The sequence below is a fragment of the Burkholderia sp. WAC0059 genome (genome assembly GCF_002870125.1).
Taxonomy (GTDB): domain Bacteria; phylum Pseudomonadota; class Gammaproteobacteria; order Burkholderiales; family Burkholderiaceae; genus Paraburkholderia.
On record NZ_PNEO01000014.1, the window covers coordinates 140,298 to 154,931 of the forward strand.

The 14,634-nt window shown below is 60.6% G+C and carries 14 protein-coding genes and 1 pseudogene; 12 read left to right on the forward strand and 3 right to left on the reverse strand.

What is annotated here, in order from left to right; translation table 11 throughout:
* Positions 1–80 precede the first annotated feature (80 nt).
* The 4 genes from CY652_RS15735 to CY652_RS15750 all read left to right on the forward strand — a co-directional run bounded on the left by CY652_RS15735 (position 81) and on the right by CY652_RS15750 (position 4,022).
* Positions 81–695, forward strand: coding sequence for a hypothetical protein (locus CY652_RS15735; protein WP_258002335.1), 615 nt, complete (start codon positions 81–83; stop codon positions 693–695).
* Positions 696–854: 159 nt separating this feature from the next.
* Positions 855–2,168 (forward strand): glutamate-1-semialdehyde 2,1-aminomutase, encoded by a 1,314-nt coding sequence (gene hemL, locus CY652_RS15740; RefSeq protein ID WP_102131645.1) that lies wholly within the window; start codon positions 855–857, stop codon positions 2,166–2,168.
* Positions 2,169–2,232: 64 nt separating this feature from the next.
* Entirely contained in the window at positions 2,233–3,354 is a 1,122-nt protein-coding gene (gene ribD, locus CY652_RS15745; RefSeq protein WP_102131646.1) for a bifunctional diaminohydroxyphosphoribosylaminopyrimidine deaminase/5-amino-6-(5-phosphoribosylamino)uracil reductase RibD, read from the forward strand.
* 32 nt (positions 3,355–3,386) lie between these two features.
* Complete coding sequence (locus CY652_RS15750; protein WP_102131647.1) at positions 3,387–4,022, forward strand: riboflavin synthase; 636 nt, start codon at positions 3,387–3,389, stop codon at positions 4,020–4,022.
* Between the two features lie 818 nt (positions 4,023–4,840).
* Here the strand turns inward: CY652_RS15750 and CY652_RS25125 are convergent.
* Positions 4,841–5,296, reverse strand: coding sequence for a helix-turn-helix domain-containing protein (locus CY652_RS25125; RefSeq protein ID WP_102131649.1), 456 nt, complete (start codon positions 5,294–5,296; stop codon positions 4,841–4,843).
* A 155-nt stretch (positions 5,297–5,451) separates the two neighbouring features.
* On the opposite strand from CY652_RS25125, the gene CY652_RS15765 reads away from it, so the two are divergent.
* Positions 5,452–5,922, forward strand: a complete 471-nt coding sequence (locus CY652_RS15765) for a tyrosine-type recombinase/integrase (RefSeq protein ID WP_102131650.1) — start codon at positions 5,452–5,454, stop codon at positions 5,920–5,922.
* A gap of 40 nt (positions 5,923–5,962) precedes the next feature.
* The gene (locus CY652_RS15770) at positions 5,963–6,679 is read left to right on the forward strand and encodes a tyrosine-type recombinase/integrase (protein ID WP_102131651.1); all 717 of its coding nucleotides are present in this window, start codon (positions 5,963–5,965) and stop codon (positions 6,677–6,679) included.
* A gap of 25 nt (positions 6,680–6,704) precedes the next feature.
* On the opposite strand, the gene CY652_RS24085 is transcribed toward CY652_RS15770, so the two are convergent.
* On the reverse strand, positions 6,705–7,547 hold the full coding sequence (locus CY652_RS24085) for a transcriptional regulator domain-containing protein (protein WP_146010117.1): 843 nt from the start codon (positions 7,545–7,547) through the stop codon (positions 6,705–6,707).
* 202 nt (positions 7,548–7,749) lie between these two features.
* Here CY652_RS24085 and CY652_RS15780 point away from each other — a divergent pair, with 202 nt between their 5' ends.
* The 3 genes from CY652_RS15780 (at position 7,750) to CY652_RS15790 (ending at position 11,517) form a co-directional block, all read left to right on the forward strand.
* The gene (locus CY652_RS15780; RefSeq protein WP_102131653.1) at positions 7,750–8,163 is read left to right on the forward strand and encodes a hypothetical protein; all 414 of its coding nucleotides are present in this window, start codon (positions 7,750–7,752) and stop codon (positions 8,161–8,163) included.
* A complete protein-coding gene (locus tag CY652_RS15785) occupies positions 8,160–9,980 on the forward strand; it encodes a DUF3631 domain-containing protein (protein ID WP_102131654.1) in 1,821 nt (606 codons plus the stop codon). Before CY652_RS15780 ends, CY652_RS15785 begins: the two co-directional genes overlap by 4 nt.
* Before the next feature lie 340 nt (positions 9,981–10,320).
* Entirely contained in the window at positions 10,321–11,517 is a 1,197-nt protein-coding gene (locus CY652_RS15790; protein ID WP_102131655.1) for a phage/plasmid replication protein, II/X family, read from the forward strand.
* A 384-nt stretch (positions 11,518–11,901) separates the two neighbouring features.
* Here CY652_RS15790 and CY652_RS24090 read toward each other — a convergent pair whose 3' ends face one another.
* A complete protein-coding gene (locus tag CY652_RS24090) occupies positions 11,902–12,099 on the reverse strand; it encodes a hypothetical protein (protein WP_146010118.1) in 198 nt (65 codons plus the stop codon).
* A gap of 284 nt (positions 12,100–12,383) precedes the next feature.
* On the opposite strand from CY652_RS24090, the pseudogene CY652_RS15795 reads away from it, so the two are divergent.
* The 3 genes and pseudogenes from CY652_RS15795 (at position 12,384) to CY652_RS24530 (ending at position 14,596) form a co-directional block, all read left to right on the forward strand.
* A pseudogene (locus tag CY652_RS15795) lies at positions 12,384–13,337 on the forward strand (tyrosine-type recombinase/integrase).
* 103 nt (positions 13,338–13,440) lie between these two features.
* The gene (locus tag CY652_RS24095) at positions 13,441–14,061 is read left to right on the forward strand and encodes a hypothetical protein (protein ID WP_146010119.1); all 621 of its coding nucleotides are present in this window, start codon (positions 13,441–13,443) and stop codon (positions 14,059–14,061) included.
* 97 nt (positions 14,062–14,158) lie between these two features.
* On the forward strand, positions 14,159–14,596 hold the full coding sequence (locus CY652_RS24530) for a hypothetical protein (RefSeq protein ID WP_180970636.1): 438 nt from the start codon (positions 14,159–14,161) through the stop codon (positions 14,594–14,596).
* Positions 14,597–14,634 lie beyond the last annotated feature (38 nt).

Sequence of the window (14,634 nt, forward strand, 5' to 3'; positions counted from 1 at the left end):
CCGTCGTTTTCACGGTTGTTTCCCCTACCATTCCCGCAGCCTTTTCCGTATCCGGTGCCCGACAACGCCGTTCGCCCGACATGACCGCCTTCCTGCTGATCTGGAGCCCCAAAAAGTGGCCGTGGCCCGAACTGCCCGACTTCGCCCGCCGCGTGAAGAGCGGCGAAGCCGTGGCGGACACCTGGGGCTGCGGCTTCGCGCGCGGCATCCTGCCGGGCGACCGCGTGTTCCTGCACCGCGTCGCTGCCGAGCCGCGCGGCCTCTTCGGCTCAGGCTACGTGACGCGCGCGCCCTACGAAGTACCCGACGCCGCCTACAAGCGCGGCTACCGGCTTTGCATCGACTTCGTCTACGACTGGCTCGTCGACGCCAGCCATGAGGTCGTGATCGGCCGCGAGGCCCTGCGCGTGCACCCGTTCTCGGTCCAGACCTGGGACGCGCAAAGCTCCGGCACCGTCATCAAGCCGATCGCCGAGGGGCCGCTCGAAAAGCGCTGGACAGCGCTGACGGGGCATCGCCCGTCACCGCGGCTGCCGATGGCGACGCCCGCCGACTCGCCGGTCGCCACTCCGGCCCCATCCGCCAAGGCCTCGTCCGCTCAAGCAGCCGATGACAAGACCGCCGCCGCGCGAAGCCGACGCGCCGAAGCCACGACGCCCCCCGCCCGCCGAGGCCGCGGCGCGCCGGTCCGATAAACCGGGCACGCCGGGCGAGAACCCGCCCCGGCGCCTCGCCCAGCCGCCCCGCCCGTTCGATGCCAGTCCGGTACAATTTCGGCTAGTCCGTTCTCCCCATCCGCTCGCCGCGTCGGCCGCTTCCGGGCCGCGTCGCGCGATCCACGCAGGTCCACCGCCATGTCCGATACCCCATCCCGCAACCCGGCCCTTTTCGAACGCGCCCAGCGCACGATTCCGGGCGGCGTCAATTCGCCGGTCCGCGCGTTCCGCTCGGTCGGCGGCACGCCGCGCTTCGTCGAACGCGCCGACGGCCCCTATTTCTGGGACGCCGACGGCCGACGCTACATCGACTACATCGGTTCGTGGGGACCCATGATCCTCGGCCACGTCCATCCCGAGGTGCTCGAGGCCGTGCAGCGCGTGCTCTCGCGCGGCTTCTCGTTCGGTGCGCCGACCGAGGCCGAGATCGAGATCGCCGAGGAGATCTGCAAGCTGGTGCCCTCGATGGAACAGGTGCGCATGGTGTCGAGCGGCACCGAGGCGACGATGAGCGCGCTGCGTCTCGCGCGCGGGTACACGAAGCGCGAGCGCATCGTGAAGTTCGAGGGCTGCTATCACGGCCACGCGGACAGCCTGCTCGTGAAGGCCGGCTCCGGCCTCCTGACGTTCGGCAACCCGACTTCGGCGGGCGTGCCGGCCGACACCGCGAAGCACACCACGGTGCTCGAATACAACAACGTCCCCGCGCTCGAGGCCGCGTTCGGCGCCTTCGGCCACGAGATCGCCGCCGTCATCGTCGAGCCCGTGGCCGGCAACATGAATCTCGTGAAGGGTTCGCCCGAATTCCTCGGCGCGCTGCGGCGCCTGTGCTCCGCGCACGGCAGCGTGCTGATCTTCGACGAGGTGATGAGCGGCTTTCGCGTCGCGCTGGGCGGCGCCCAGCAGCTCTACGGCATCACGCCGGACCTTACCTGCCTCGGCAAGGTGATCGGCGGCGGCATGCCGGCCGCGGCGTTCGGCGGCCGGCGCGAGATCATGAACGAGCTCGCCCCGGGCGGCGCGGTCTACCAGGCCGGCACGCTGTCGGGCAACCCCGTCGCGGTCGCGGCGGGCCTGAAGACGCTGCAGCTCGTCCAGGCGCCGGGCTTCTACGAGCAGCTCGGCGCGCAGACCGCGCGGCTCGCCCGGGGCCTGAGCGCCGCGGCGCGCGAGGCCGGCGTGCCGTTCTCCGCCGATTCGATCGGCGGCATGTTCGGGATCTACTTCGCGCCGCAAACGCCGGCCAGCTTCGCCGACGTGTCGAAGGGCGACGTCGCGCGCTTCAACGCGTTCTTCCACCAGATGCTCGACGCCGGCGTGTACTTCGCGCCGTCGGCCTACGAGGCGGGCTTCGTCTCGAGCGCGCACGACGACGCCGTCATCGATGCGACGCTCGACGCCGCGCGCCGCGTGTTCGCGACGCTCGCATCGTCCGGCTCGGACCGCGCCTGAGGCCGGCCCCGCGCTCGTCCAGCCTCCTGCCAGCCCATAGCACCGCCGCGGAGAAAGCCAGCCGATGTTTTCGCAAAGCGATTTCGCCCACATGGAACGCGCGCTCGCCCTCGCCGCGCGCGGCCTCTACACGACCGACCCGAATCCGCGCGTGGGCTGCGTGCTGCTCAAGAACGACCAGGTGATCGGCGAAGGTTTCACGCAGCCCGCCGGCCAGGACCATGCCGAAATCCAGGCGCTCAAGGACGCGCGCGCGCGCGGCCACGACCCGCGCGGCGCCACCGCCTATGTGACGCTCGAGCCGTGCAGCCACTTCGGCCGCACGCCGCCGTGCGCGAACGCGCTGATCGAGGCGAAGGTCGCGCGCGTGGTCGCCGCGATGGAAGACCCGAACCCGCTCGTCTCGGGCCGCGGCCTCGCGATGCTGCGCGAGGCCGGCATCGAGATCCGCTGCGGACTGCTCGCCGCCGACGCGCGCGAGCTGAACATCGGCTTCGTCTCGCGCATGACGCGCAAGCGGCCGTGGGTCCGCATGAAGATCGCCGCCTCGCTCGACGGCCGCACCGGCCTGCCCTCCGGCGAAAGCCAATGGATCACGGGCGAGGCCGCGCGCGCCGACGGCCACGCGTGGCGCGCGCGCGCCTCGGCCGTGCTGACGGGCATCGGCACCGTCAGGAGCGACAACCCGCGCATGACCGTACGCGCGGTCGACACGCCGCGCCAGCCGCGCCGCGTGCTCGTGGACGGCCGGCTCGACGTGCCGCCCGACGCGCTGATTCTCGCGGGCGCATCGACGCTCGTGTTCTGTGCCTCGCTCGACGAACGCAATGCCGCGCGTGCCGAGGCGCTGCGCGCGCGCGGCGCCGAACTCGTCGCGCTCGGCAACGAACGCGGCAAGGTGGATTTGCCCGCCATGCTCGCCGAGCTCGGGACGCGCGGCGTCAACGAACTGCACGTCGAGGCCGGCTACAAGCTGAACGGCTCGCTGCTGCGCGAGGGCTGCGTGGACGAGCTGCTGCTCTACGTTGCGCCTGCGATGCTCGGCAACGACGCCCTCGGCATGATCGACCTCGCGGCGCCGGCCACGCTCGACGGCCGCACGCGTCTCACCTTTCACGCCGTCGAGCGGATCGGCGACGACCTGCGCATCCTCGCGCGCTTCGCGAACGCCGGGTCTTCGCACTGAAACCGGACCCCAACCCTTAAAGGAACAGCACGATGTTTACAGGAATCGTCGCGGCGGTGGGCCGCATCGAAACGATCCGGCCGCTCGGCAGCAACGCCGACGCGGGCGTGCGTCTGACCGTGCACGGCGGCGACCTCGGACTCGACGACGTGGCGCTCGGTGACAGCATCGCGATCCAGGGCGCATGCATGACCGTCGTCGAAAAGACGGCCCAGACCTTCGACGTCGACGTCTCGCGCGAGAGCCTGAACCGCACGGTGGGCCTCGGCGAACGCGGCGAGGTCAATCTCGAGAAAGCGTTGCGCGCGCACGACCGGCTCGGCGGACACATCGTGTCGGGCCACGTGGACGGGCTCGGCACGGTCACGCGTTTTGCGCCCGTCGGCGAATCGCACGAGCTGCGCGTGCTCGCGCCGCACGAAATCGGCCGCTATCTCGCCTACAAGGGATCGGTGACTGTGAACGGCGTGAGCCTCACGGTCAATTCGGTCGACGACCGGGCCAACGGCTGCGAATTTTCGATTAACCTGATCCCGCACACGATCGAGGTCACGACGCTCAAGCATCTGAAGGCCGGGGTGCAGGTCAATCTGGAGATTGATTTGATTGCGCGGTATGTGGAGCGGATGCTCAGCACGTCTCAGGACGGCTATAACTGGCTGAAATAATTAGACTTTTCAACGATATGCCGTCTACCGTCGCCTCGCTGAATCCAGCTAAATCTACGATTTGGTGACGGTATTTCTGACGGTATACGGTCGTTTTCCGCGGCTCGTATACCGTCACGGCCCGCTTCGGACGGCTTAATCCGGTAGTTCGGGCATCCATACATCGAGCGCACAGGCAGATCCGCAGTCATGAACAGTCAGTCGGCGTCAAGGTCTAGATCGTTGACAATTGAGTGCCCCGCCATACAGGGGGGATCACGGAAAGCGAGTTGAGGCGCTATGGGACAGAAACTAGTCGATACCGAGTTGGAGCTATACCGAAGAGTGGATGAGGTTCTGTACTACGTATGGGACCCTATCGGCCTTGCGCCCAACCCCGTTACACGTGACGAATACCAAAGGTATTTGCCGGAAGTGTTTTCAATGTTGCAGGAGGGAGCGGGACTCTCACGCATCGCTGCATACTTGGATAACGTTGCTACTGAAAGGATGGGACTGAACGGAAATCTGGAACATTCCAAGCAAGTTGCCGAATTCCTGTTCGACTGGAAAACCGAGATTTACCGGATACGGTAGCGGCAAGCACAACCAAGCGGTGCGGCGGGGCTAGGTCTGCGCCTGACTATTACGCAGACGGTGCCCAAGACCCTCGGCGCGGTCGGCATTACCCACTGGTGCCCCTGACGGGGTGTCCTTCCCCCTGCCGCGACGACAGTATATCGACCGACCTTGCGCGCCTGTCAAATAGTTGCTCGCGACTGTCCGTTAACGAGACAGATGAAGGTCTCCTCAGGATGGTAAACAGCGCGTACCAAACCTTACCAAGGCACCGGCCTCCCGTCCCTCACCCATCTTCGCTGCGCCTGGCTCATCATTCCCCTCGTCCACCCATAACGAGGGAACAGCCCCAGTTCACGCAAAATCCGACGAACGTTAGAGACCGATTCGTAGCGAACTCCGAACTCCTTTTCAATCAGATCGCGAATTAAGGCCACCGACCAGCGATACTGCGCAAAGCCATGCTCCTGCGGCACTCGGCCCCTCACCAACCTGTCGAGACGCCGAAGCTGTCTATCGCTCAATCTCACCGGGCGACCGCGCTTCCTAGCTCGCCATGCCAAAGGATCCTCGGCTAGCATCTTCGCCCAGCGGGAAGCTGTCTGCCTGCTGACCCCGAGCACACGTACCACCTCTGCCTGCGACAGCCCGCGCTTGAGCATCTGCATCCCCTTGCGCCGACAAACCTCAAGCTCCTTCATTTTGCCATCCGACATACTTTGATCTTCGCTCTCCCACGAAGCAGTCAGAGTATCAGATTGTCACTCATTTAATGTCTTCGAGCGTATCTGACAAAGTTAGTTGCGTCAATTTGGTGCATTAATCTGCGATATCGTTTCAACATCGAAAACTCTCATGTTGAACGACGCAAATGGCCCTGACTGCTCTGGAAATCGCACGTGCCACAACGGACGGCAAGCCCCTGAAATTGCCTGACGGAAACGGCCTCTACCTGTACGTCACCAAGACGACGAAGTCGTGGCGAACCGACTACCGGATCGCCGGCCGACGAGGCACGATCGTCCACGGTCAATACCCTGCCACGATGCTCGCACAAGCCCGCGAGCGGAACCGGGAGGCAAAGCTGGCTCTCGCCAGTGGCATTGATCCGGCAACGCAAAAGCGGCTCGAAAAACTCGCCCTCAATGCCTCTTTCGGCGACACGTTCGAGGCCACCGCAAAGCATTGGTACGACTCGAAGGAGTCGTTGCGCTCGAAACCTTGGCGAGAAGCACATAGCCTGTATCTGCGCCGCGATCTGAACCCGGCCATTGGCAATGTGCCGCTCGCTCAGATCGATGCGCGTGTGCTACTGAACGTGCTGGGAAACCGTCCGGCGTGAACGCGGCGTCAAGACTGCTGAACGGGTCCGGCAAACGGCCGTGCAGGTGTTCGGCCACGCGATACGCAAGCTGAAGGTTCAGGCCAACCCTGCCCGCGTCTTACAAGGCTGGACCGATCTGCCGCAGCAAGTCAGCCACGAGCCGCTACGCGAGCATGAGATTGCAGAATTCGTTGAGCGGCTCGATGCCGATACCGGGGCCGCAGCGACGAAGCTGTGCATTCTCATCATGCTGCTCACCTTCGTTCGCAAGAACGAGATCGCACATGCCCGCTGGGACGAATTCGACCTCGACAATGCAGTGTGGGTAATTCCGGCCCAGCGCATGAAGATGCGCGACGTCCATGTTGTGCCACTCAGCCGTCAGGTACTCACTGCGCTGGAACAATTGAAGCCGATTTCGTTCGGCTCGGCCTACCTGTTCCCGAGTCTCGGCAGCATCCTGAAGCCAATGGGTCTATCGACGCCGAACGTCGTATTTGCCCGGATGGGCTACGCCGGTCGATTCACGCCGCATGGCGTTCGGGCAACGGCCAGCACCTGGTTGAACAACCGAGGCGTGCGGGCAGACGTGATCGAACGTCAGCTCGCGCACGTGGAGCGCAACCGCGTGCGTGCAGTTTATAACCGCGCCGATTACATGCCCGAGCGCATCGTCATGATGCAGATGTGGGCTGATTTCGTATTGCCAGATCAAGCAGTGGCTGGCAGCACGTTATTCGTGCCGCTTCCCCAACAATGCGAAGCCGCCGAATAGCTGCATTCGCGGTGTCGTAGCATATCTATCTTGGGAGCCGCGACGACCGCTCCTGCAGTGAATCAAGCGGAACCAGTTCAAGATAGCCACCGTCGACCATTTCCCGGGCCCGTATGAGATCAGCACTTATACGCTTGCCGGCCTCATCCATTCTGTGCTGAAAATCTTCGGATCCCTCATCCACCAGCCGGGATTTGTACAGGACCTTCGCCACCTCGCCGCGCTCTGCCTTTGCATACTCAATGGCATCGTACAGTCGGAGCCAGACGAATAGTTTGGCACGGTGAACCTTGGGGCTGCTCGACTGCAACTCGGCAGGCAGTTGACTATCGTAAATCTCAAGCTCCCGGTCAAGAATCTGCTTAGCATGCGCAAGCATGGACGATTTCGCTGCTTTTCCAGACCGCAAGCAGTGGTTGAGATCGAAAATGAGCGCCACCTGGCCTCTTTGCAATTCCATCTGAGCCATGTTGCCATCCGATCTCCGACGCGGCTTTGCCTGTGTCACCGTTTCAGATAGCCACATACGCTCTCGATCCTCCTCTTCTCGATAGGCCTCCCAGCACGATTTCAATTCGCAGCGTCCAAACTTGTTGGCAATCTCAGCATTCCGCTTTCGATCTCTCGACATGGCTCCATGAAGAGTCACACTCATCGGCTTGCCGGTACGAAAAGGAGCAAGCCATGTAGCCTTGACGTCGACGCCATTACATTCCTGCCAGTAGTCGGGGTTTCTTCGAAGAAATTCCCATGCCCACCTGCGGTATGACCACTTTTCCGGCTCCGACGGATAACTACGCTCGTCCTTCCAGTTGGGACGCGGCTGCTTTTTGAATCCTCTATAGATGCTATCCAGACTGGCTTCCATACCCCCTCCTAAATTCTCACAAAAGGATACATCTTTTTAGATGAATACAAAAAAATTCACATGAATAGATACACCTATCTACGAGATATCTCTAGAAATCTGGCCTAGCGATAAAGGCATCTTCGATAATTACTAGTCGACCTGCTTGCCTTGAAATAGGGGTATCGCGACCTCGCGATAACTCAATCTCAAGGAGCAAACGATGACGCAAAAATCAGGCTACAAACCTCGCTACCTGAAGCGACTTAACCGTGCTGCCCGCTCGTCCGTCGCCCAAAGTCTCGTATCCGATGAAACGGCGCAGAAGGTCGATAAACAAATCGATGTCTTCATCGAAAACGCACAAAAAAACGTCAGTGGCCCGCTCGTCCGTAAGGCAAAGGCTTACCCGCGCTTTGCGATTGGTGCCTCTACGTTTTCGAAGAAGGTCGCGGCCGGGGAGTTACCGCAACCGGCGTACAAATCCGGCTCGATTACCGGCTACAAAGAAATCGAACTGGACATGATGCTTGCTGCGCAAACGCTCGCCACGCGCAACGGTTTCATGCTTGATGCGAAGGCATTCGTCGCCGCCCTGAGCGCTCCCGTCAACGCCTCGGAAGAGGTGAGCGCATGAGCGAGATCGAAATTTTCCCGCCCAACCCCGCCAAGTGGCCGCGCAATCGGGAGGAAATTGCACCGAAGGTCGAAGCGGCCTATCAGAACCTGAAGCCGTGCACGACGGTACATCCGACCATCGCCAAGTTGGGCATCGCGGAACCGCTCGGCTTTCGCTCGATCGCTCCGTTGACAGTGAGCGGCGTCGACCTCTCCGAGGCATTGGTCCTCCCCATCAAGAATTGCGACGGCTCGCTGCTGAACCTTCTGTTCGTATCAGAACTGAGCGATGGCACGGTTGAAGAGGCTTCCATTCCGGGCATTCCGCTTAACGGCGGTTACGTCCCTCTCGGGAAAATGACCGGGAACGTGATCTACCTCGCCGCCGGCATGTCCAGCTCGCTGGTTATTGCAGGCGCCACCGGAGCCCCTGTCGCCTGCACCCTCTATACCGACAACCTTCCCGATGTCGCCGCAGCCCTGCACCTTCGCTTTCCTGACAAGGAAATCATTGTCTGTGCCGGAACGAGCAGCGATGAGGATCACGCCATCGCTGTGCGCGCCGCAGCGGGTATCAGCGCCAAACTCGCAATCGCCGAAACCGGGGGCACGTTCCTCGGCTGCCACAGGGAAGTCGGCGCAGAGGGGATCATCCGTAGCCTTGAAGCCGCCGAGGTTCCGGACGGCTTCGACATGCCCGTCGAACAGCCGAGCCCGCTCGACCCACCGGAACCGACACGCTGGCCTGGCAAGACGAACGCCGGCCTCATAGCTCAACACGCCGTAATGCTGATTCGGGGCCGCCTGGTAATCGACGTCTGTGCCGCCGTCACGATCGTCCTCTGGGCGCTGGCGACCTACTTCGTCAAGGACATCCGGATCGCGCCGCTGCTCGCGTTCATTTCGGCAACCAAGCGGTGCGGGAAAACGACCGCGCTCGAGCTTCTCAAGAGCCTCGTCTGGCGTCCCTTTGCGACCTCGGGAACCACGGCCGCCGCGATTTATCGCTTGCCGAAGCGTAAACCGACCATGCTGATCGACGAAATCGACACGTTCCTGCGCTCCAGGGAATTGGTCGGCGTCGTGAATTCTGGTCATACGCGCGACGCGGCGTCGATCACGCGGGTAGAAAAGGGTAAAGCGGTGTCCTTTGATACGTTCTTTATGAAAGCATTTTTTGGCATCGGCCTGCTTCCGGAAACACTGGCAGATCGCTCCATTGTGATCACGCTTGAACGCAAGGCAGAGGAAGATGACATAGAGACGCATATCGTTTCGGAAAACGATGTCTTTGCGTCGGTACGCGCCTGCTTTGCGCAACTGGCTCACCTGTACGCGGACGATGTTCGCCACGCCAGCCGCAACCCGATCAAGCTGGGCAATGACCGGGCTGGCAATAATTGGGAAACGCTGCTCGCAGTCGCCCACATCCTTGGCGACAACTGGGTGGAACACGGGCAGCACGCTGCAAAGATGCTCTCGGTTCACGCCAGCAGCCAGGCCAATGCCGGAATCGAAGAACTGATTCCGGACATCAAACTTGTCTTCGACTCGACCGGCGCATCGCGGCTCTCCTCGGAGAAGTTATGCGATTACCTGTCAACCGATCCCGAAAAGCCGTGGGCAACGTTCTCGCGCGGGGGGCCAATTACGGCACGCGATCTCGCAAAAATGCTCAAGCTGTTGCGCATTGAAAGCAGAAACCTGCGGGAGGAGCGGACGCCCGACCAAAAGGACCCTTCGCCGCCGCTCAAGGGGTATCACCGTGCAGATTTTGCAAAGACGTTCCGACAAGACGTTCCCCGTGAACCGGGAGACGGTGACGAAGCCGCATGAACTGCACGAACCGCTACTACCGCTACGGCACCGCATGGGCCGCTGGTCGGCCTCTGTTCTCCTGTAGCGGCAATAGCGGCTGCGGATGGCAAGCCTTGGATGCCTGCACGACTGGGCCAGCCGACGAAGCCGGCGGCAACGACTGCGCCGGTAATACCGTAACTATGCAAATAGTTTGTATGTCCAGCATGACAGCTTAGAACCGGTACATGGTTTATAGCTGAAGACAGCTACCGGTCACAGCATGGAGTAGTTACGTGACCAAACTTGACAGATGAAGATAGCTAAATGTGCATTTGTTAAATATGTAGTCCTACATTAATCATTATTTGGAGTAGACGTGGACGAAATCAATCACCTCGAAGAGTGCATCATGCTCGATACCGTTGGATTCACGGTCGACGGCATCGACGCGAAGCTGCCCAAGAACATGGCAGTGAACGACAATCCGAGCTGGTCTACCGGAAACATGCGCGCGCCTTCCGGAAAGCAATCTTTCAAAGTTAAGCACGTCAAGAAGCACAACCGTCTTTGCGTTGAAGGTAGCGCCGCAATGTACTTCCAAGGTCACAATATCGTTGCCTCCAACGACCTTGTGATGACGGTCGTGTCCATGCTGAAAGCCGTGAAGGACACGCACAAGATCCCCGTCGACCTATGGGACGCCTATGGGCTCGCACTTGGCCGCGATATTGTCGTCACGAGGATCGACACGCCGGCCATGCTTCGCGTACCCGCTGGCCTGACCCCGGCTGCCGTCGTGAACGGTCTCGCGCTCGCCGGCCTGCGCTGCGGGATCAATATGGCGCTGTATCACAACGAGAGCTTCTACTTCGACCAGAATTCGCAGTCAGTAGCACTCAAGGGGTATTTGAAAGACGTGCAAATGGACCAACAACGGAAGAAGGCGAAGCTGCCCGACACCGATACCGCCGATGTCCTGCTCGAACTGGCAAGCTCAACCGTGCGCATCGAGCCTGTGTATCGCCAGAAGTATTTCAATGTGCAATCGCAGTTCGAGGGAAATCCCCCAGCCCCCGCTAACTTCAGCTCCTGGGCGCTGGCATGCATGTTTTCGGGTGTGCTCGAAAAGTACAATCTGCGGGGCAAGCTGCGCGCATATGCGACCGACGAAGAATTACAGACTGCCGGGATTCCCCGCCAGTATCGAGCAACTGCCATGCTCTGGCAGCACGGACATGACATGCTTCGGCACTTCGACGGAAATCACCGCGCGCTAGCCCATCACCGGAACGTGCTGAAGAAGCTCTGTTCGATTGATATCAGCGGGTTGCCGCCGAGGGAAATCGAAGTGCCCGTGCGGGTCGGCGAAATTCTGCGCGCGGAAAACTTCGTGCCGGTGCCGGGCGCGATTCGCCGCGACCCCGCGCTGTTTCACACGTTCGACGTACACGGGGAATGGCGCGGCATTTGTGACCGACTGGAAATAACCGGTGGCATCGGACGTGCGTACGTCGCTCCCTACGAAGCCCGTCTCGACGACCTGCCGGACACCCCGCAGATGCCGGACTTCTGAACCGGCTGATGCTTGTAGCGGCGTAGCGGCCGATGCGGTCTGCTACGCCAATTGCCCCAATCTCCCAGACACGGGCGACTAGCACTCGTAACAACCGCTACGCCGCTACAGCGCCAGGCCTCTTGCAGAAAAATACGGCCGTACTGCTTCGTAGCGGGGTAGCACTCAATTTGGTCTATTGCCAACCCGTCCTGCCGGCAAAGAATTGTGGAACATACGCGCATACGTCGTCACCATGCCCCACGACTTGTAGCGACCGTGGCGCATCTTCCTATCCCATGTGACCTGTTTCCCGCGTAAGCCCGTCCAAGCGCCGATCTTCTTACCGGTGTAGCGGTGTAGCGGCTGCCAGCATTTTGCTGACCCACCGCTACCGATCCGCAATTATTTCTTCTTTTTAGTACCGCTATTCTCCATAAAATCCGCAAACTTCTTCAGCGTTACCCCGTACCAATCCTTGCCATTCTTCGGCGACCAAAGCACGCCACTAGGCTTCACGCGGATATGCCCGACGACCCTCTTATTTTCATCAACAATCTCGTGGTCCTCGTATTTGCGCGGACGAAATGAATTCACTGCCATCGTTGTTCCCCGTTGAAATGTGGCTTACAGAATTAGAACACTAGAATAGAAGCAACAGCCACACCATTGAGTTTAACAGTACAGTTCTAATCGAAATAAATCCAGCGCATGTGCGCCAAAGTTACTCGCTTCGCACGTGCCAAGCTGCTATTGATAAAATACATTATCAATAGCAGCCGTGCACCACGAGCGGCGGCGCGCTTCGGCACTCAGCTACCGCCAGAGTTTCGATTTCACCGCCGGCTTGCGCACACGGCCCTCCCGGCCCATCTCCGGAGATAACCGTGCCGAACAAACTAACGCCTATTACACGCGCTGATAGCCGGCAACTGACCGCCGCCGAGTTTCGCCAGCTCGGGAACATCCCACCCGAGGCCGAATGGTTCGCCAACCTCGACAACCCACGCACGCGACGCGCGTACCAGATCGACCTGCGCGACTTTATGATCTTCACCGGCTTCGCTCGGGAGGACGAGTTTCGCACCATCACGCGCGCCCACGTTCTCGCGTGGCGCAAGTGCCTTGAAGCCCGGCAGCTATCCAGTGCAACAATCCGGCGCAAGCTCGCCGCACTGTCATCGCTGTTCGACTACCTGTGCGAACGCAACGCGATCACACTGAATCCCGTCGCCGGCGTGAAAAGGCCTCGCGGCAACAGCAGCGAAGGCAAGACGCCGGCACTTGGCGACCACCAAGCCCGCGCGCTACTCGACGCGCCCGATCCTGACACGCCGAAGGGCAAACGCGACCGTGCCCTGCTCGCCGTGCTGCTCTATCACGGTCTGCATCGCGAAGAATTGTGCCTGCTGAAAGTCCGTGACATACACGACCGGCGTGGTGTGCCGCATCTGCGCATTCACGGCAAGGGGAACAAGTTGCGCCACGTCCCGCTGCATCCGACAAGCGCGGAGCGACTGCATACATACCTCGAAGCCGCAGAACACGGAACATCGCCCAATTCGCCACTTTTCTAACCGGTACGGGCAACCGGGGCCGCGATGACGGGCGACGGAGTATATAAAGGCATCAGGAGCTACGCGGCCGACGTGAGCATCGTTGCCGACGGCCTTGGTGTCCACGGTCTGCGCGCGACAGCGGCAACGAATGCGCTTGAACACGAAGCCGACATTGCCAAGGTTCAGGAATGGCTCGGCCACACCAACATAAGCACAACCCGACTCTATGACCGTCGCAAGCAACGCCCCGAAGACTCACCGACGTTTAAAGTCGCTTACTGACAATATACGGTTCCGAGCTAAACTTTGATAGAGGGATCGGAGATACCATAGCCTTCGCCGCGATTCCAGCATGCCAAACTAACCGGAGATACGGGGATACCGAATGGATCTCGTTAACGACGCCGACCTGATCACGGCCTCCAGCCAAGCACTCACAGCCCGGCGAAGCACGCCAAGCTACCAGAAGTGGACAGAAAATCTGTCCACACACCTCGGCAAAGTACAAGCGGCAACGGAACACGACTTTCGAACAGATGCCTTTCAGCGCGAGCTATGGGAAAGCGAAGCGATTTCCGCCACTGGCCAGGGTTTTGTTCCAACGAAGACGTTTTGGACGGACCAAACAATCATCGACATACTCCGGGAGGTAAGAACCCTTGAAGCTACCGAGGCAAGTCAAGGTATCACGAATGAGTTGCAGCTCCTGTGGGATGCCGTAGCCGATCGAATTCGACAGCTTGAATCACGTGTCCCCAGACTCAAGCTGACACGAGTATTTGCAGCCCTACAGCCGAGGCATTTCACGAGTCTCGCCGATTTCGATGCTCTTGTGCGCCTTGCCAAAGCGCTAGGCGTGGGTAAAGCAAGGGATGGGCTGGCAGTCCTCCACCAGCGGGTTCTCGATCGACTCGACAGTATCTGGTCCGAGATTCAAATCCCCTCCGACGAGCCCCCTGAACTGACTCGTCTCAAGCTTCCCTGGCTACTTCTTAAAGGTAGGTAGCGACAAGCAGGCAGCAGAGGGAGTCACCGTGGAAGCCGGCGACACCCCCGGACAGATACAGCTTCGACCGCTACCGGCCAGTCGGCGACGACGTGGCATGTTGGCTATCGGGGGCGCGGTAGCGTCTATCCTCGCGATGTTGCAATTCGTGAAAGATGGTTGTTCCCGTGAGGATTTCCGCGAACACGTTCGCTCGGTCAACCCCAAGCTAGCTCCGAGTTCGGTCAACACCAACATCAACGCGCTCATCGCTGAATGGGGAGTTCTTGCTGCAGAAGGCGATCAGCTACTTCTGACATCGAGAGGTGCGGCTTTTCTGGAATCGGAAGATCCCGACGATGTGTCTGACTGGCTACTAACCCAAATCCTGGGATTCGACAACCTGCTCTATCTTTTGCGCCAAGGACCCCGTGAGCATAAAACGTTGATTGAGTGGCCCCGGCTTGCAGTGCCAAAGGCAGTGTTAGTCTTCGGCGTTCTGTTGGTCCGTCAGTTGGGCCTGCAGGCCCAACTGACGGACATATTCGGCAGGTGACACTTCGCCAAGGGCCCTGTGAGGCCGACTCTCGTTGT